Source organism: Klebsiella sp. WOUb02 (assembly GCF_050058015.1).
Taxonomy (GTDB): domain Bacteria; phylum Pseudomonadota; class Gammaproteobacteria; order Enterobacterales; family Enterobacteriaceae; genus Klebsiella.
In genome coordinates this window covers 2,226,144-2,244,689 of record NZ_CP170110.1, presented here as the reverse complement: position 1 = coordinate 2,244,689, position 18,546 = coordinate 2,226,144, and the positions used below count along the sequence as shown (strand labels likewise).

Below are 18,546 nucleotides of genomic sequence, written 5' to 3'. Positions count from 1 at the left end.
ATCCATTTTCCTGCCAGAAGTGATCTCGCTAGCAATGTGAGATAAATCCCTGCCTTCGGGCGACATCTCCAGGGTTTCGAAGTTGTTAAAATCTGCGTTGTGTTCTAGAAACAAAATGTAACAGATTGATTACCCTACCCGTGGAACCCGATAATGAATAATTCAGGGAAATACCTCATCTGGACACTGCTCTCCGTCATCGGAGCCTTTGCCCTCGGCTACATAGCCTTAAACCGCGGCGAACAGATTAATGCGCTATGGATTGTCGTGGCGGCGGTCTGTATCTATCTGATTGCCTATCGCTTCTATGGCCTCTATATCGCCAAAAACGTGCTGGCGGTTGACCCGACGCGGATGACGCCCGCGGTGCGGCACAACGACGGCCTCGACTACGTTCCGACCGATAAAAAAGTGCTGTTCGGTCACCATTTTGCGGCTATTGCCGGCGCGGGGCCGCTGGTCGGTCCGGTGCTGGCGGCGCAGATGGGCTACCTGCCGGGGATGATCTGGCTCCTCGCCGGCGTGGTGCTGGCCGGCGCGGTGCAGGACTTTATGGTGCTGTTCGTCTCGACCCGCCGCGACGGCCGCTCGCTCGGCGAGCTGGTGAAAGAGGAGATGGGGCCTACCGCCGGGGTGCTGGCGCTGGTGGCCTGCTTTATGATCATGGTGATCATCCTCGCGGTGCTGGCGATGATCGTGGTGAAAGCGCTGACCCACAGCCCGTGGGGAACCTATACCGTCGCCTTCACCATCCCGCTGGCGATTTTTATGGGGATCTACATTCGCTATCTGCGTCCTGGGCGCATTGGCGAAGTGTCGGTGATTGGCCTGGTGCTGCTGGTGTTTGCCATCGTCTCCGGCGGATGGGTCGCCGAAAGCCCGACCTGGGCGCCGTGGTTTGACTACACCGGCGTACAGCTGACCTGGATTCTGGTGGGCTACGGCTTTATCGCCTCGGTGCTGCCGGTCTGGCTGCTGCTGGCCCCGCGCGACTACCTCTCGACCTTCCTGAAAATCGGCACCATCGTCGGGCTGGCGATCGGTATTCTGATTATGCGCCCGACGCTAACCATGCCGGCGCTGACCAAATTTATTGACGGCACCGGCCCGGTGTGGAGCGGCAGCCTGTTCCCGTTCCTGTTTATCACTATCGCCTGCGGCGCCGTGTCGGGCTTCCACGCGCTGATCGCCTCCGGCACCACGCCGAAAATGCTGGCCAACGAAGGCCAGGCTTGCTTTATCGGCTATGGCGGCATGCTGATGGAATCATTTGTCGCCATTATGGCGCTGGTGGCGGCCTGCGTGATCGACCCCGGCGTCTACTTCGCGATGAACAGCCCGATGGCGGTGCTGGCGCCGGCCGGAACCACCGACGTGGTGGCGTCCGCCGCGCAAGTGGTCAGCGGCTGGGGCTTTAGCATCACCCCGGATACGCTGCGCCAGATAGCCAGCGAGGTCGGCGAACAGTCGATCATCTCGCGCGCCGGCGGCGCGCCGACGCTGGCGGTCGGGATGGCCTACATCCTGCACGGTTCGCTGGGCGGCTTGATGGATGTCGCCTTCTGGTACCACTTCGCCATTCTGTTTGAAGCGCTGTTTATTCTGACGGCGGTGGATGCCGGCACCCGCGCGGCGCGCTTTATGCTGCAGGATCTGCTCGGCGTGATAAGCCCGGGGCTGAAGAGAACCAGCTCGCTGCCGGCGAACCTGCTGGCGACGGCGCTGTGCGTACTGGCGTGGGGCTACTTCCTGCACCAGGGGGTGGTGGACCCGCTAGGCGGGATCAACACCCTGTGGCCGCTGTTCGGCATCGCCAACCAGATGCTGGCAGGGATGGCGCTGATGCTCTGTGCGGTGGTACTGTTTAAAATGAAGCGTCAGCGCTATGCGTGGGTCGCGCTGCTGCCCACGTCGTGGCTGCTGATTTGTACCCTGACCGCCGGCTGGCAGAAGTCGTTCAGCCCGGATACCAAAGTCGGTTTCCTGGCCATCGCCAATAAGTTCCAGGCGATGATCGACAGCGGCGCTATCCCGCCGCAGTACAGCGAATCCCAGCTGGCGCAACTGGTCTTTAACAACCGTCTGGATGCCGGTCTGACCATCTTCTTTATGGTGGTGGTAGTGGTGCTGGCGCTGTTCTCAATCAAAACCGCGCTGGCGGCGCTGAAAGAGGACCGGCCAACGGCCAAAGAGACGCCCTACGAAGCGATGCCCGCCGGCGCCGAGCGCCTGGTCGGCCAGGCGAAACGCGCGCATTAGCCAGCCGCTTTTTGTTAGCCCAATCCTCTCCCGCAAGGGAGAGGATGATGTGAGAGATGAAAATGTTCGATAGCCTTTCGAAAGCGGGAAAATACTTAGGCCAGGCGGCAAAAATGATGATTGGCGTGCCTGATTACGATAACTACGTCGAGCATATTCGCCAGACTCACCCTGAGCAGACGCCGATGACCTACGAAGAGTTCTTCCGCGAGCGCCAGGACGCGCGCTACGGCGGCAAGGGCGGCGCTAAGTGCTGCTAGGCCGCTCCCTGAGGCGTTAAACCCGCCATCTACGTCCAGACCGGCGCCGGAAATCTTCCCGGCGGCCGGTCATTTCTCACGCTTTCCCGCGCTCAGTGCACCTGTCGGCGGAAATTTTCCACTTTCTCAAAGGCGGCCATCAGGGTCTGCGGGGTCAGCTCCACCGGCAGGAAGTGGATCGATTCCACCGGGCGCAGCGTATGGGCTATCACCTTCTCCAGCTCGGCCTGGTTGTGGATATCCACGTCGAGCTCCGCGAGGGTGGTCGGCAGGTTAAAGCGCTGATATGCGCTCACCAGCTGGGCTAATACATCGTCCTGGCCGAGCAGGGCGCTCTGTACCAGGATGCCGTAGGCGACCTTGGTGCCGTGGAGAAATTTCTCCGTCTGCGGTAGCACCGTCAGACCGTTGTGCACCGCGTGGGCGGCCGCAACCCGGGTGTAGCGCTCGCCGAGGCCGCCGACCATTCCGCCGCCGGCGATAATCGCATCGATAACGTCCCGTAGCGGCTGGCTCAGCTCGCCGCGCTGCCGGTCGGCGAGCGCCGTTTCGCTGCTCTCCAGCAGGACGTCGCGGATCGCCAGCGCGCCGTTAATCCCCAGGCGTACGGTCAGCGGCAGGGCTTCCGGCCGCGGCGCCAGCACCACCGCCTCATACCATTTCGCCAGCGTATCGCCGATCCCCGCCAGCAGATACTCCTGCGGCGCGTTGAGGATGATCCTCGGCTCCACCAGCACCAGGAAGTTGGCGTCGTCGAAAATTTCAAAATGCAGCGCCTGGCCGGCGTCGTTGTACCACACCGATAGCGGAGTCCACGCCGCGCAGGTGGCGGCGATGGTCGGGATCGCCACCACCGGTAGCGCAAGCCGTCTGGCCAGCGCTTTGGCGGTATCCAGCAGCGCGCCGCCGCCGACGCCAATCACCACCGAGCGGTCGTCACCGGCCTCGCGAACCAGCCGGGCGACGTCGCTTTCGCTGCAGTGGCCCTTAAAGAGGATTTTTTTGGCGCCGGGCGCATTGAAGGCCGCGGGTAAAAAGGGTTCGGCGCCCGCGATGGCCCGCTCGCCGTAGATCCACAGTGCCCGGGAAAGCTGCTCTGCGCTGTAAAAATCATGCAGCCGCGAGAGGCTGTCGGGATGGGAGAAGTAGTTGGCGGGGCCGGGGACCACGCGGATATCGCTGTTGCTCATAGAAGCTGACCTTATTGTCGTTTCGCTAACCTGATGTTATGTCTGGACATCCGGATGGCTAATATTATTTCGTTTTATCTTATGCCTTTTACGCAGTTGTCAGTCAAGGGCGGCTGTGAAAAATTCATTAAATCAAAATATTAATCGTAAAGGGTAGCAGGGGATGACAGCCAATCGCCTCGAGATGCACAACATTAACCTGGCCTTTTCCGGCTTTCGGGCGCTGAGCAACGTGGCATTTTCCCTGATGGGGGGAACCGTGCACGCGCTGACCGGCGCCAACGGCGCGGGAAAATCGACGCTGATGGCGGTGCTCTGCGGGACGCATGCGCACTATGAGGGCGAGATTGTCATCAATAATCAGCCGGTCAATATTCGTTCTCCCCGCGATGCAAAGCAGCTTGGCATTCATCTGGTGCAGCAGGAAGTCGACGTGGCGCTGGTGCCGGGCCTGAGCATTGCCGAGAACATCATGCTGGACCGGCTGGCGCTGCCGGGCCAGGGCTTTAGCTGGCGGCGGGTCCGCGAGCAGGCACGGGCCGCGCTGGCCCAGCCTGGATATCGTTCTTGACGTGCGGCGCGCTATCGATAGCTGCTCTCTGGCTGAGAAGCAGCAAATCCTGCTGGCCCGCGCCCTGTCGCACCACTGCCGCTTCCTGATCCTTGATGAACCGACGGCGCCGCTGGATTGCCACGAAAGCGAACGCTTGTTTACCGTGGTGCGCCGCCTGCAGCTGCAGGGGATCGGGGTGGTGTTTATCTCGCACCGCATTCACGAGCTGAAGGCCATTTGCGACACCTTAACGGTGCTGCGCGACGGACGGCTGATCGAAAGCGGCCCGATGGCGGAGCTTAGCGGCGAGCAGATCGTGGAAAAGATGCTTGGCCATGAGCTTAGCGATATTTTTCCGCCGAAGCGCCCGCCGCACGGTGAAGAGGTGCTGCTCCAGGTGGAAGGGCTGCACGACGAGGGGCTGCTGCAGGATATCTCGCTGCGCCTGCGCAAAGGCGAAATTCTCGGCATCGCCGGGCTGGCGGGAGCCGGTAAAACCGAGCTGTGCAAGGCGCTGTTCGGCGCCAGTAAAAGCCGTCTGACGCGCGGCGAGCTGAACAGCCAGCCGTGGCGCCCGCGCGACCCGGCGGACTCCGTCACTCGCGGGCTGGCGCTGGTGCCAGAGGAGCGGCGCAAGGAGGGGATTTTTATCGAAGAGCCTATCGCCATGAACCTCGCTGTGAGCGCCGATCGCAGCTTTTCTCGCTGGAGCCTGTTTGGCCATCGCCAGGCGTGGCGCTGGGCGGAGGAGGTGGTGGCCCGGATCGGTATTCGCACCACCGGTCCAGGCCAGACGCTGCGTCGTCTTTCCGGCGGCAATCAGCAGAAGGTGGCGATCGGTAAATGGCTGCGCGGCAGCGCCAACGTGCTGATTTTTGATGAGCCGACCAAAGGCGTCGACGTGAAGGCAAAGACCGACCTGTTCAATTTAATCGACGGCCTGGCGCGAGAAGGCAAAGGGGTGATCTACGCCTCGGGCGAATTCTCGGAGCTGGTTGGATTGTGCGACCGCATTTGCGTGCTGTGGGATGGCCGCATTGTGGCAGAAATAGCGGGCGCAGAGGCCCGCGAAGAGACCCTACTTTATTACTCCACCGGAGGAGCAGCAGCGTGAGCAAGGCCCTGACCGCTACCGCGACGGCATCGAGCCGTCAGCGATTTTTCGATTTTCTCTACAAATGGGGCATGTTGCTGACCGTTGTGCTGCTGATCGCCGTTTTTGGCCTCGCATCGGATAACTTCCTCGACCCGTTCAACATCATCAACATCCTGCGCTCGATTGCCATCGTGACGGTGATCGCCATCGGGGTGTCGATTTCGCTCACCATCGGCGGATTCGACCTGTCGGTCGGCTCAACCGCCTCGCTGGCGAACGCGCTGGTGATTTCGCTGTTCGTCTGGCACGGATTTGGCACCACAGAGGCGATTCTGATCACCCTGGCGCTGTGTACGCTGGTGGGGCTGTTTAACGCCTTTCTGATCGTGGTGCTGCGCATTCCCGACATGCTTGCGACCCTCGCCAGCCTGTTCGTGATTCAGGGCGTGGCGATGACCTACAGCTACGGCGGCTCGATTACCGAGAACATGGTGCTGCCGAGCGGCGAGATGGCGGAAGGGACCATTCCGGCGGCCTTTGGCGCGCTGGGCCAGGTGCCAACCATCGTTATCGTAATGCTGGTGGTGACGGTTATCGCGCAGCTGGCGCTCTCTTTCACCACCCACGGACGGCGGATGTACGCCATCGGCGGCAACCCGGAGGCCGCGCGCCTCTCCGGCCTGCGCATCACGCGCTATAAGGTGGCGGCGTACGTTATCGCCTCGCTGCTGGCGGGCCTCGGCGGCATCCTGCTGGCGTCGCGCATCGGCTCCTCCCAGGTTAACGCCGGCGGGGGCTACCTGATGGACGCGGTGGCGGCGGCGTGGATCGGCTTCTCACTGGCGGGCTCGGGCAAACCGAACGCGCTGGGCACGCTGGTGGGGGCGGTGATCCTCGGGGTACTCTCCAACGGCCTGGTGATGCTCTCGGTGCCGTACTACGCAATGGACATTATTAAAGGGCTGGTGCTGGCTGGCGCGTTAGCACTGACCTATTTTCAGCGCCGTACCTAATTATAAACAGGGTAAACATGATGAAAAAAATAACGCTTTCTCTTATTGCGCTGGGGCTGCTCAACTCCGTAGCCGCCTATGCTCAGACCCCAACGCCGGTGCCGGCCGCTATCGCTGAACACAGCGGGCCGATCCGCATTGCGGTGATCCGCAACCTGGGTTCCGATGATAACACCACCCAGTTTGTGGCCGGGGCGATCCAGGAAGGCAAGAAGCTCGGCTTTAAAATGAGCACCTTTCTGAGCAACGGCGACGACGCGAAATTCCAGGACTTCGTCAATCAGGCCATTAGCCAGAAATATGACGGCATTATTCTCTCCCAGGGGCGCGATCCCTACTCAACCGCGCTGGTGAAGAAGGCGGTGGACGCCGGGATTAAGGTCGCGGTATTCGACACCGCGGTCAGCGGCGAGATCCCGGGCGTGACCGTGACCCAGCAGGATGACGCCTCCCTGACCGATCTCTCCTTTGGTCAGCTGGTGAAAGATTTCAACGGCAAAGCCAACATTATCAAGCTGTGGGTCGCCGGCTTCCCGCCGATGGAGCGCCGTCAGGTGGCTTACCAGGCGCTGCTCAAGCAGAACCCCGGCATCAAAGAGCTGGAGTCGATCGGCGCCGTCTCCTCCGACGTGCAGGGCGATACCGCCAACAAAGTCGGGGCGATCTTAGCGAAATACCCGAAAGGCAAAATTGACGCGATTTGGGGCACCTGGGACGCCTTCAGCCAGGGAGCTTATAAGGCGCTGAAAGAGAACGGCCGTACCGAAATTAAGCTCTACAGCATTGATATCTCTAACCAGGATCTGCAGCTGATGCGCGAATCCGGCAGCCCGTGGAAGGTGAGCGTGGCCGTCGATCCGAAGCTTATCGGGGCGACCAACGTACGCCTGGTGGCCAACAAGATTGCCGGGGAGCCGACGCCTGCAACCTACGATTTTAAAGCCGCGGCAATCCCTCAGGCGCTTTTGGCCGCGCAGCCGGGAACGGTAAACGTGGCGTCGCTGGGTAAAATCATTCCGGGCTGGGGCCAGACCGAAGACTTTATCGCCCCGTGGTTCGCCACCCTGGAAGCTAAAAACAAGTAAGGAGCAGGTATGGCGACGGAACTCCCGCGTCCCGATTACAGCCGCAATATGCGGCTGATTGGGCATAGCGATCAGGGCGGACGCCCGGATGGCGTCCAGCTGATGGTGCATCGTGGTTTCGCCTATATCGGCCACATGGTGTCCCGGGGTTTTTCGGTGGTGGACGTTCGCGACCCGAAAAACCCCAAAGCGGTGAACTACGTCGCCGCCCCGCCCGGCACCTGGAACGTCCACCTGCAGGCGCACGACGACCTGCTGCTGGTGATTAACGCCCGGGATCTGTTTGCCGACGCCCGCTTTGCCGACGAGAAGGTCTACTACACCCGTTCGGTGGGGGAGACGGTCAGCGACGTGCGGGAGAAGGGCTGGAGCGCCGGGCTGCGTATTTTTGATATCTCCGTTGCGGATAAACCGCGTGAAATCAGCTTTCTGTCGCTCGACGGGATCGGCATTCATCGGATCTGGTTCGTCGGCGGCCGCTGGGCCTACGTTTCCGCGCTGATCGACGGTTTTAGCGACTATATTTTCCTGACCATCGATCTCGCCGATCCGCGCAAGCCGCAGGTCGCCGGGCGCTGGTGGCTGCCGGGGATGAACCAGGCGGCAGGGGAGACGGCGAGCTGGCCGCAGGGTAAACGCTACGCCCTGCATCACGCCATTATCGCCGGGGATACCGCCTACGGCAGCTGGCGCGACGGCGGTCTGACCCTGCTCGACGTCAAGGACCGCGCCCAGCCGAAGCTGATTAGCCACCGCAACTGGAGTCCGCCGTTTGGCGGCGGCACCCATACCGCGCTGCCGCTGCCGGATCGCGATTTACTGGTGGTGCTGGACGAGGCGGTGCTCGACAACCAGCAGGATGGCGAGAAGCTGATCTGGCTGTTCGATATCCGCGACCCGGCGAATCCGGTCAGCATCTCGACCTTCCCGCAGCCGCGGGAGAGCGACTACGTGGCGAAAGGGGCGCATTTTGGCCCGCATAATCTGCATGAGAATCGCCCCGGGAGTTTTGTCGAGCTCGACGCTGATTTTCGCCACTTACCAAAACGCGGGCGTGCGGGCCTACGACATCTCCGACCCGTACCGGCCGGTAGAAACCGGGGCGCTGGTGCCCGCGGCGCCGGCGAAGATGATGGACACTCGCCCGGGTCGTCCGCGGGTGATCCAGTCCTGCGACGTGTTCGTTGATGCGCAGGGGATTATCTACAGCACCGACTATAACGGCGGGCTGTCGGTGATTGAGTATTTGGGCTAAGGAAGTGCGGGCAGCGCGCTGCCCGGGAACAGACGGGGAACGGCTTAGCCGTACTGGCGAATGCGGGCGATCAGATCCTCGACGCTGTCGATACGTTCGGCAATCACGATCAGCGCTTTGCCGAGCGAAATCGCGTGGCGCAGGCACTCGTGGCGCATGGCCTCATCCTCAATGCTGTCGATATCGGCAACGTGCGACAGGCCGACGCTGCGGCGAATCAGCTCGGTTCCGCAGAAGCCAATCGCATCCGCCCACACTTTTTTCAGGAACGCCGAGGCATAGCCGGGGTACGCCAGCGCCGCATCGCGGCTCTTCTCCGCCGCCAGCGCCTGGAAGCGTTCGGCAAAGGTCGTCCACAGCGCCTGAATATCGTTCAGGCGCTGTTCGCGCGCGGCGGCGGCGTCGCGAATGCCCAGATGGCCCGGCAGGCCGCAGTAGTTGAGCAGCAGGTTGCCGATGGCGGTGCCGACATCAAAGCCAATCGGGCCGAAATAGCCGAACTCGGCGTCGATGGCTTTAAAGCTGCCTTCGGCAACGAAAATGGAGCCGCTGTGGATATCGCCGTGCAGCAGCGCTTCCGCCTGCGAGAAGAAGCGGTGCTTGAGCGAGGCCACCGCCAGCCTGAGCTGGCTATCGTGGCGCAGGGCGGCAACATCCTCCTCCAGCCTCCGGCGGATAGCTGTTGCGTTCATGCACCTGATAGGGGTCGTTGAAGAACAGATCCTCGGTTATTTCACACATCTCCGGGTTAATAAAGCGCGCGACCTGGGCTTTTTTATCGTGGGGATGGAGATAAAAATCGCTGGTATGGAACAGCGCCTGGGCCAGGTATTCGCCCAGCTGGCTCGCCGCCTGCGGATAGTAAACGTTGGCGATAAGCTCGCCGCGCCAGATGCGGTGATCGGAAAGATCTTCCATCACCATCACCGCCAGCTCGGGATCGAAATGGTGAATTTTCACCGTGTACTGCGGGCAGTGCTGATAGTGGCTGACCAGCGTCTGCGCCTCGAGCCGGGCGCGATCGAGAGTCAGCGGCCAGGACTCTCCGACGCAGCGGACATAGGGCAGCGCCTGCTTCACCACAATGCGGCTCACGCCCTCGGCATCAAAAATTTTAAATACCAGGTTGAGGTTACCGTCACCCACTTCCTGCGCGGACACCAGTTCCGACGGGTCGTCGAGACCGCCAAATTGTTGTGCATAAGCCACCGCATCGCTGGCCGTGAAGGTATGGTATTGCGACATTGCCTCGATCCTCAAAGTTCTGATTAAGCCGTTCAGACGTCTATACTTCTGGATTCCATCCTGACACAATGTGATACAACAACGCAACAGGGATTTAACGACATGCAGACACTACAGACCACCAGCCTGCGGGTAAGCGAAAATCAGCTTTTTATTCTTGACCAGCAGGCATTGCCGCAGGAAAAACGCTGGCTGGCGGCAGATAACGTTTCGTTACTGGTTGACCATATTCACGCTCTGCGGGTGCGCGGCGCGCCGTTAATCGGTCTCTCTGCCAGTCTGCTGTTAGCCCTTCTGGCGCAGCGCGGCCTGACCCGCGATGAGCTATCGCAGGCGCTGGATACGCTGCGCGCCGCGCGTCCGACGGCGGTCAACCTGATGAATAACCTCGACCGCATGAAGCTGGCGCTGGCGAAAGAAAACTATATTCCGGCTCTTGAAGAAGAAGCGTTACGCCTGATCGCTGAAGATAAGCAGCTGTGCGCCAGCATCGCGGAAACCGGCGTCAGCCTGGTTAAAGCGGGCAGTCGCCTGCTGACCCACTGCAACACCGGCGGGCTGGCGACCGCAGGGGTGGGCACGGCGTTAGGGGTGATCGCGCTGGCCCATCAGCGCGGCCTGGTGGCGAACGTGTGGGTCGACGAGACCCGCCCGCTGCTGCAGGGCGGCCGTCTGACCGCCTGGGAGCTGGGTGAGCTGGGGGTGCCCTATCAGCTGATTACTGATTCGATGGCCGCCAGCCTGATGGCTAAAGGGCAGGTTGATGCGGTGTGGGTTGGCGCCGATCGCATTGCCGCCAACGGCGACGTGGCCAACAAAATCGGTACCTATTCGCTGGCGGTGCTGGCGAAATATCACGGCATTCCGTTCTATGTCGCCGCGCCGCAAACCACGCTCGACCGCGGCTGCCCGGACGGCGAGGCCATTCCTATTGAACAGCGCGCGGCGGCGGAAGTAACCGGCGTGGCCGGCAGCTTCGGCGCGGTGCAGTGGGCGCCGGCGGATGCCTCGGTTTATAACCCGGCGTTTGACGTCACCCCGGCGGCATTAATCAGCGGCTGGGTGCTGGACAGCGGCGTCGTTACCCGCGAGCAGGTGGCGGCCGGGGCATTTGCGCCAAATATTGGCTAACGGCGCGGGTCTGGCGCCGGATAGCGGATCTGCTCCGGCTGGCGCTGCAGAATGATTTTGCCGCCGCGAATGGAGGTCAGCACTTTGGCCTGACGCCGCACGGCGTCATAGTCATTTTGCGCATCGAGGATCAGCAGGTTCGCCGGGCGGCCTTCGGCGATACCGTAATTATCGCCGAGGCACAGGGCCCGGGCGCTGTTATCGGTAATCAAATCGAGACAGCGCTGCAAATCTTCATATCCCAGCATATGGCAGATGTGCAGCCCGGCATCGAGGATGCGCATGATGTTGCCGTTGCCCAGCGGGTACCACGGATCCTGAATGGAGTCCTGGGCAAAGCAGACGTTAATCCCGGCGCGGTCCAGCTCCGCTACCCGCGTCACGCCGCGGCGTTTCGGCCAGCCGTCGAAGCGCCCCTGCAGGTGAATGCTTTCGGTGGGGCAGGAGATAAAGTTGATGCCCGAGGCCTTGAGCAGGCGGAACAGCTTCGAGCAATAGGCGTTATCGTAGGAACCCATCGCGCAGGTATGGCTGGCGGTGACCTGCGCGCCCATGCCGCGAACCCGGGCTTCCTCCGCCAGCACTTCGAGAAAGCGCGACTGCGGGTCATCGATTTCATCGCAGTGCACGTCCACCAGGCAGCCGTGGCGCTGGGCCAGGTCCATCAGAAAGACCAGCGAGCTGACGCCCTTGTCGCGGGTGTTCTCGTAGTGCGGAATGCCGCCCACCACGTCGGCGCCCATTTCAATGGCGCGGATCATCAGCTCTCGTCCGCCGGGGAACGACTCGATCCCCTCCTGCGGGAAGGCGACGATTTGCAGGTCGATAAGATCGGCAGCCTCTTTTTTCACCTCCAGCATCGCCTCCAGCGCCGTCAGGGAAGGGTCGGTGACATCAATGTGGGTGCGCACGTGCTGCACGCCGTTATCGCGCAGCATGCCGATGGTCTTCAGCGCGCGCTGACGGGTATCTTCTACCGTGACGCTCTCTTTACGCTGGCTCCAGCGGGTGATGCCCTCAAACAGCGTGCCGCTCATATTCCACTCCGGCTCGCCCGCCGTGAGGGTGGCGTCCAGATGGATATGCGGCTCGACGAACGGCGGGATAACCAGCTTTTGCTGCGCGTCGATATCGCTGGCGTCAGCCGCCCGCACGGCGGCCTGCGGGGCGATGCTTTTAATCACGCCGTCCTGTAACTCAAGGGTATAGAGCGCTTCTTTATGGCGCAGGCGCGCGTTGATAATTTTCATGGTTGTTCCCGTAAATGGTTTTGCGACATACGCCAGATCGCTAAGGCGACCGAGGCGTTGAGATGAAACTGCGGATGGCTGACCGGATAGCGGGTCAGCTTTTCAATACGTTGGATACGCTGATGCAGGGTGTTGCGGTGAATGCCCAGCCGCTCGGCGGCCCTCATCACGTTGCCGTTCTCCTGGAGCAGGGTTTCCAGGGTCTCCATCAGCAGCCACGGGCTTTTGCGATCGGGTTCGATCAGGCAGCCAAGGGTGTCGTGCATAAAATCGCTCAGCAGCGTCGGATCGCCGACGGCGGAGAGCAGCTTGATAAAGCCCAGCTGCTGATAGTCGCTGATGCGCTGAGCCGGGCGCAGGGTATCGCTGAGATCCAGCGCCTGGCGCGCCTGCGACAGCGCCCGCTGATAGCCCTGCAGCTCCTGCACCGGCGCGGAGAGGCCGCACAGCAGCGACAGCCCGTCATCGCCCTCCGCCAGCTGGAGCAGCCACTGCTGTAGCCACTTTTTCTGCTGATAAAATTCGCCTTCCTCACCCGGGAGCAGGAACAGCAACATATTGCTGCGCTCGACCAGCGGGAAAGGGTTGTCCTGCTGGTTAAGCTGCTGCTGCAACCGCTGGCGCACGGTGCGACGGGCCTGCTGCAGCCAGGCTTCGGCCTGCTCCGGCGGAAACTGGCGAAACAGGCGCTGAATACCCTCAAGGCGCAGCGCCGCCACCCGCAGCGGGCGGGTAAAATCCAGCTGCTGATGAAGCGCGCGTTGATGCAGGATTTGCAGGTCGGGATAGTCGCCGGTTAACAGCTGCAGCAGAATATCGCGCTGCGACTGCAGCGCGTTTTCGCTGCGCACCAGCGCGGTACCGATGCGCTCGGTGACGATCACCATTTTGAGCAGATAGGGCTGTTCGATCAGCGGAATGCCCAGCTCGTCGGCCAGGGCGATCAACCGCGGCGGGATCGTCTGGATATAGGCGTCGCCGGTGAGGATCACCATGCCGGCGATCCCGCGCTGCTTGCCCTCCATCAGCAGATGGATCAGGTTCTCTTCATTGCGGGGATGGTTGATCCCGGTGATAAACACCAGCTCACCGCCCATGATCCACTCGGCGATATTTTCATTTTCCGCGACGTAGTACCAGCGCACCGCCAGCTGGAGCCCCTGCCGCCCCGCGCGTAGCCGCATCGCCGAGAGTCCCTCCAGCGCGAGGATTTCGCTGACCGTCAGGCTCATGGCTACTGCTCCGCGGCCGCGTCAGCCGCGGGCTGGCGTTTGCTCAGGCGGGTCAGGACGATATAGACCAGCGCGGAGACGGAGATACCGACCAGCGGCGCAACCCACGGCGACAGGTAGGCCACCAGCGCGCCGACGGCATAGGCGCCCAGGCCCAGCCAGTTGAAGCGCGGTAAGCGCGCGGTGTGCAGCAGAGGATCGCTCCCGCCGCGATAAAACCAGTAGTCGGCGAGGATCACGCCGCCGATGGGCGGGATGATGCTGCCCAGCAGAACCAGGAACGGGATCAGCATTTCGTACATCCCGCCAATGGCCAGCAGAATGCCGACGCCGGCGGCGACAACGGTCAGGGTCCGGCGGCGTTCGCTGCGCAGCAGGTGGCAGGCGGCGGCCGAAACGTTATAGATCGTCGGCCCCTGAATCGTCAGCAGATTGAGGCACAGCATCACCACCGCGGCGACGGAGAGCCCCTGCAAAATCAGCACTTCCACGATATCGGCCTGCTGATAAACGATGGCGCACCAGGCCCCGGCCACAATCATCAACCCGTTACCGATAAGGAAGCTGCCCATGCTGGCGAGGATGGCGGTGCGGCTGGAGTTAGCCAGCCGCGTCCAGTTCGTCGCCTGGGTCGCGCCGCTGGCGAAGGTGCCAAATACCATGGTGATGGCCGCCGACCAGGTCATGGTTTCGCCCGGTTCGATTTTGGTCATCGCCTGCCAGCCGCCGGCGTGGTGGGCGGCAAGGTACATCGAGAGCACCAGCAGGATAAACATCAGCGGGACCGAAACCCTTGATAGCGCATCCAGCCCCTTATAGCCCACCAGCGCGGTGACGCAGAACAGGATGCCGAACAGCACCATCAGCGGAATGGTCATCGCCTCGGGCAGGGCGAGTATTTTGACCAGCGAAATAGCCACCGTGGCGGTACCCCAGGCGTACCAGCCCAGCTCGGCGAAACCGAGAATAAAATCGGCGAGCCTGCTGCCGATCTCGCCGAAGCAAAAACGCCCCATCAGTACGGTGTTCAGCCCGCTGCGGGCGGCAATCCAGCCGAGCGACGCCGCGTACAGGGCCAGCAAAAAGTTTCCGATAACCGCAATCCACAGCAGGTTAACGATGGAAAAGGAGACGCCGAGCTTACCGCCTGCGAACATCGTGCCGGTAAAAAAGGTAAAGCTGAACAGAACCATGGAGATTGAAAACAGGCCCTTGCGCCCTGAGGCCGGCGCTTCGACGAGCGGGAAATCGTTGCTGTTTGACATAGTGGAACCTCTGAGTGGTCACCCGAATGGCGATGGCAGAGGGGTAGCAAGAGGTGTGCCAAAAAAAGCGGGGCAACGGGAACATATTGGGGTGGGCAGTATGCACATAAAAAGGCGTTAAACGGCGCCGTTTTGCCAGAATGGTGTGCATGGTGCAAAGTTTTGCACCAGCGTGGGGCAGCCGTTCGGTCTTTGCCATCGCGGGCGGTCGCTATCGCCGGCGCTGAAATTTACGCAAGCTGAACGCAGAACGATCCCCCGTCTTTTTAGCGACCGGCAGCGGGTAATATTGGCGTCATGAAAACGTTCAGTTGTATCGCTGTTAAAAACGGTAATTTCATATTCGTTTCTGATATAACCATTCTTAATGTAAGCCTTTCCTGAAATATTGTTCAGCCGGGCAGGCGGTGTTAGTATCGGATAAATAGCCATTTAGACGGCTAAATAATCTTGTCCCGGGCGAGTCTGTCTGCCATTTTGCGTCACAGCCGCCTCCGCGGCGCTCGGGCCAAATACCATCGCTAAACTAAGGAACTGCTATGTGGCAAGAGAGACTCGCGCAACTGGTCACCACCTGTCATTGGATCGGCGCGAAGGGCTGGGCGCCGGCGACCGGCGGCAATATGTCCGTGCGCCAGGATGAGACCTGGTGCTGGCTCAGCGAGTCGGGACGCGATAAGGGCAGCTTGACCAGCGACGATTTTCTGCAGGTGGATATTGCCAGCAATACCGCGCCTTCCGGGCGCAAGCCCTCGGCGGAAACCGGGCTGCATACCCTGGTCTATCGCCTGTTCCCCGAAGCTAACGTCGTGCTGCACGTCCATACCGTCAACGCGACGGTGCTGTCGCGCATCGAGAAGAGCGGGACGCTGGCGCTGCAGGGCTACGAAATGCAGAAAACGCTGACCGGCCAGCACAGCCATCTCGACACCGTCCCGGTAGCGATTTTCGATAACGATCAGGATATCGACGCCCTGGCGGCGCGCATCGAAGACTATGCGCAAACCCGCCCGCTGCGCTACGGCTTCCTGCTGCGCGGCCACGGTCTGACCTGCTGGGGGAAAGATATTAACGAGGCGCGTCGTCAGCTGGAAGGTCTGGAATTCCTGTTCGAGTGCGAGCTGATGCGTCGCCGCTACGAGCGCGACTAATTTTCACTAAGCGATCGGATCAGGCATGGATTTTTATCTGGGTATCGATATCGGCACCTCGCGGGTCAAGGCGGTGCTGTTTGATGAGCATTTTCAGGCGCGGGCCAGCGCGGCGGAGAGTACCGGGCCGCGTCTGTCGGCTAACGGCTACGCCGAGCAGGATATGGCGCAGCTGTGGCAGTCGGTCATCGCTATTTTGCGCCAGATTGCGCAACGCCCGGAGCTGCAGGGCGGGCGCTTAAGAGCCATTGGCCTTGCCGGGCAGGGCGAAGGGGTGTGGCTAAGCGATGCCGAAGGCGAGCCGGTCGGGCCGGGGATCCTGTGGAGCGATACCCGCAGCCGGGAGCTGATGAGCGATCTGCTGCGCCGCCCGGGCTTCGATCGCCGCTTTTTTGCCGAGACCGGCACCCATCTGCAGCCGTGCAATACCAGCATGCAGCTATGCTGGCTCCGGCATTATCAGCCGGAGCGGCTGGCGGCGGCGCGCTATCTGTTTTTTGCTAAAGACTGGATCCGTTTTCGTCTCACCGGCGTCGCGGCGCTGGATATCACCGATGCCAGCACCTCGCTGCTCAATCAGCAGAGCGGGGAGCTGTCGGCGGTGGTGCTGAATGAAATGGGGCTTGCCGATCTGCAGCATCTCTTCCCGCCGCTGCTGGCGCCGGATGCGCAGGCCGGCGTTCTGCGCGACGAGGTGGCGGAGCTGACCGGGCTGGCGGCCGGTACGCCGGTGGCCGCCGGCGCGCTCGACGTGTGCAGCGCGGCGCTCGGCTGCGGCGCGGTGAATGACGGCGATATCTATACGATCCTCGGCACCACCTGCTGTACCGGCATCGTCTGTCACGGTCGTCAGACGGTGAACGAAGGAACGCGCTACGTCACCCATACCGAAGCGGGGAGCTTTATTAACCTCTTCCCGATGCAGGCCGGAACGCCGAATATCGACTGGCTGCAGCAGCATATCTCCCTGAGCCCGGATCTCCAGCAGCTTGAGCGGGCGATTGCCGACGTCGAGCCGGGCAGCGGGGGCGTGTTCTGGCAGCCCTATCTGAACGGCGAACGCGCGCCGTTCTATAGCCCGGATGCGCGAGCCGGCTATTTTGGCATCAGCCAGCATACCACCCGCGCCGAGCTGCAGCGGGCGGTGTTTGAAGGGCTGGCATACGCCATCGTCGACTCGCTGCAGGGCTATCCGCAGGGCGGCGAACTGTATCTGACCGGCGGCGGCGCGGCCTCCGCGACCTGGTTACAGATTATTGCCGACTGCAGCGGCAGAACGGTGGTCTCCAGCACTTTTAACGAACTCAGCGCCCGCGGGGCGGCGATTCTGGCTGCCCGTAGCGTTAACGGACTCTCGCACGACCCGCACTGGAGCAGACGCGCTATCAGCCAGATCCGCGGGCGCACGCCCGCTACGCCGCGCTCTATCCGGTTTATCGCCTGCTGCGCGAACAGTCTGTTGCTCGTCTGGCAGGCCCGGCAGGAGGCGCTTCAACGTATTTCTCAGGAATCAGACCAATGAAAATTGTATTTACCGCCGAACACTCCGGCGATCTCACCGCGTTCCAGCAACTGGGCGAGCTGCGGGTGGAGGGATGGGCGCTGGGTAAACCGAAGCTCAGCGCCGGCCAGCTGATCGATCTGGCCCACGATGCCGAAGTGCTGGTGACCAGCTACGATGACGTGACGGAAGAGGTGATCGCCGCCTGCCCGCGTCTGAAGGTGATTGCCTGTACCCGCGCCAATCCGGTGAATATCGACGTTAAAGCCGCCGCGGCGCGCGACATTCGCGTGCTCTACACGCCGGGCCGCAACGCCGACGCCGCGGCGGAGTTGACGCTTGGGCTGATGCTGAGCCTGGCGCGGCATATCCCGCAGGCGCACGCGGCGCTGAAGCGCGGCGAGTTTACCAACGCCGACAATGCGGCGGCGGTCACTCAGGCCGGGCTGCGCCGCGACGTGGTGTGGGACGTGAGCCCGCAGAGCCCTTACGAAGTGTTTAAAGGCAGCGAGCTGCGCAATAAAACGCTGGGGCTGATTGGCTACGGTAATATTGGTCGCCGGGTGGCGCGTATCGCCCGCGCGTTCGGTATGGCGGTGCTGGTGGTGGACCCGTTCGTGGCGGGCGAGGATATCAACGAGCCGGGGCTGCGGAAAACCACGCTCGAAGCGCTGTTCCGCGAGGCGGATATCGTCAGCCTGCATCTGAGCAGCGGCGCCGGCAGCGACGGCCTGGTAAACGCGCCGCTGCTGAACAGCATGAAGCCCGGCGCGCTGCTGATTAATACTTCCCGCGCGGCGGTGGTTGACGAGGAGGCGCTTATTCACGCTCTGCGCCACGGACCGCTGGGCGGCGCGGCGCTGGACGTTTATCATCGCGAACCCCTGTGGCGCGATCACCCGTTTGTCACCGAGTTTGCTAACGTGATTATTACGCCGCATATTGCCGGCGCGACCCGCGAAAGCATCAGCAAGCATACGGCGATGATTGCCGCCGATCTCCAGCGCTACGTCGCCGGCGAGCCGCTGCTATACCAGTGGCGCTAAGCGCGGGGCCGCGG

At 61.9% G+C, this 18,546-nt stretch carries 12 protein-coding genes and 4 pseudogenes; 10 read left to right on the top strand and 6 right to left on the bottom strand.

Annotation, left to right across the window (positions count from 1 at the left end; translation table 11 throughout):
- Positions 1 to 153: 153 nt before the first annotated feature.
- Entirely contained in the window at positions 154 to 2,259 is a 2,106-nt protein-coding gene (cstA, locus tag ABOC21_RS17785) for a pyruvate/proton symporter CstA (RefSeq protein WP_426812724.1), read from the top strand.
- A gap of 62 nt (positions 2,260 to 2,321) precedes the next feature.
- The gene (locus ABOC21_RS17780) at positions 2,322 to 2,519 is read left to right on the top strand and encodes a YbdD/YjiX family protein (protein ID WP_095097970.1); all 198 of its coding nucleotides are present in this window, start codon (positions 2,322 to 2,324) and stop codon (positions 2,517 to 2,519) included.
- 92 nt (positions 2,520 to 2,611) lie between these two features.
- Here ABOC21_RS17780 and ABOC21_RS17775 read toward each other — a convergent pair whose 3' ends face one another.
- Complete coding sequence (locus ABOC21_RS17775; protein WP_426812723.1) at positions 2,612 to 3,709, bottom strand: oxidoreductase; 1,098 nt, start codon at positions 3,707 to 3,709, stop codon at positions 2,612 to 2,614.
- 163 nt (positions 3,710 to 3,872) lie between these two features.
- Between ABOC21_RS17775 and ABOC21_RS17770 the strand changes: the two are divergent.
- The 4 genes and pseudogenes from ABOC21_RS17770 to ABOC21_RS17755 all read left to right on the top strand — a co-directional run bounded on the left by ABOC21_RS17770 (position 3,873) and on the right by ABOC21_RS17755 (position 8,711).
- Positions 3,873 to 5,376 (top strand): annotated as a pseudogene (locus tag ABOC21_RS17770) (sugar ABC transporter ATP-binding protein).
- A complete protein-coding gene (locus ABOC21_RS17765; protein WP_045854425.1) occupies positions 5,373 to 6,371 on the top strand; it encodes an ABC transporter permease in 999 nt (332 codons plus the stop codon). The pseudogene ABOC21_RS17770 and the gene ABOC21_RS17765 overlap by 4 nt, the downstream one beginning before the upstream one ends.
- A 20-nt stretch (positions 6,372 to 6,391) precedes the next feature.
- Positions 6,392 to 7,456: a sugar ABC transporter substrate-binding protein gene (locus ABOC21_RS17760; protein ID WP_426815526.1), complete on the top strand. Its 1,065-nt coding sequence runs from the start codon at positions 6,392 to 6,394 to the stop codon at positions 7,454 to 7,456.
- Between the two features lie 9 nt (positions 7,457 to 7,465).
- Positions 7,466 to 8,711 (top strand): annotated as a pseudogene (locus tag ABOC21_RS17755) (LVIVD repeat-containing protein).
- Positions 8,712 to 8,755: 44 nt separating this feature from the next.
- Here the strand turns inward: ABOC21_RS17755 and mtnK are convergent.
- Positions 8,756 to 9,956: pseudogene (gene mtnK / locus ABOC21_RS17750) on the bottom strand (S-methyl-5-thioribose kinase).
- Between the two features lie 102 nt (positions 9,957 to 10,058).
- On the opposite strand from mtnK, the gene mtnA reads away from it, so the two are divergent.
- A complete protein-coding gene (gene mtnA / locus ABOC21_RS17745; protein WP_426812722.1) occupies positions 10,059 to 11,087 on the top strand; it encodes an S-methyl-5-thioribose-1-phosphate isomerase in 1,029 nt (342 codons plus the stop codon).
- On the opposite strand, the gene codA is transcribed toward mtnA, so the two are convergent.
- From codA to ABOC21_RS17725, 4 genes are all read right to left on the bottom strand, one after another.
- Positions 11,084 to 12,337 (bottom strand): cytosine deaminase, encoded by a 1,254-nt coding sequence (gene codA / locus ABOC21_RS17740; RefSeq protein ID WP_426812721.1) that lies wholly within the window; start codon positions 12,335 to 12,337, stop codon positions 11,084 to 11,086. The genes mtnA and codA overlap by 4 nt on opposite strands.
- Complete coding sequence (locus ABOC21_RS17735; RefSeq protein ID WP_426812720.1) at positions 12,334 to 13,569, bottom strand: PucR family transcriptional regulator; 1,236 nt, start codon at positions 13,567 to 13,569, stop codon at positions 12,334 to 12,336. The genes codA and ABOC21_RS17735 overlap by 4 nt, the downstream gene beginning before the upstream one ends.
- Positions 13,570 to 13,571: 2 nt before the next feature.
- Positions 13,572 to 14,834: a cytosine permease gene (gene codB / locus ABOC21_RS17730; protein ID WP_426812719.1), complete on the bottom strand. Its 1,263-nt coding sequence runs from the start codon at positions 14,832 to 14,834 to the stop codon at positions 13,572 to 13,574.
- A gap of 117 nt (positions 14,835 to 14,951) precedes the next feature.
- Entirely contained in the window at positions 14,952 to 15,266 is a 315-nt protein-coding gene (locus tag ABOC21_RS17725; RefSeq protein WP_426812718.1) for a hypothetical protein, read from the bottom strand.
- A gap of 107 nt (positions 15,267 to 15,373) precedes the next feature.
- Here ABOC21_RS17725 and ABOC21_RS17720 point away from each other — a divergent pair, with 107 nt between their 5' ends.
- The 3 genes and pseudogenes from ABOC21_RS17720 (at position 15,374) to ABOC21_RS17710 (ending at position 18,532) form a co-directional block, all read left to right on the top strand.
- The gene (locus ABOC21_RS17720; protein WP_426812717.1) at positions 15,374 to 15,985 is read left to right on the top strand and encodes a methylthioribulose 1-phosphate dehydratase; all 612 of its coding nucleotides are present in this window, start codon (positions 15,374 to 15,376) and stop codon (positions 15,983 to 15,985) included.
- A gap of 25 nt (positions 15,986 to 16,010) precedes the next feature.
- Positions 16,011 to 17,507, top strand: a pseudogene (locus tag ABOC21_RS17715) (FGGY-family carbohydrate kinase).
- Positions 17,504 to 18,532: a 2-hydroxyacid dehydrogenase gene (locus ABOC21_RS17710; RefSeq protein ID WP_426812716.1), complete on the top strand. Its 1,029-nt coding sequence runs from the start codon at positions 17,504 to 17,506 to the stop codon at positions 18,530 to 18,532. Before ABOC21_RS17715 ends, ABOC21_RS17710 begins: the two are co-directional and overlap by 4 nt.
- The last annotated feature ends 14 nt before the right edge of the window (positions 18,533 to 18,546 follow it).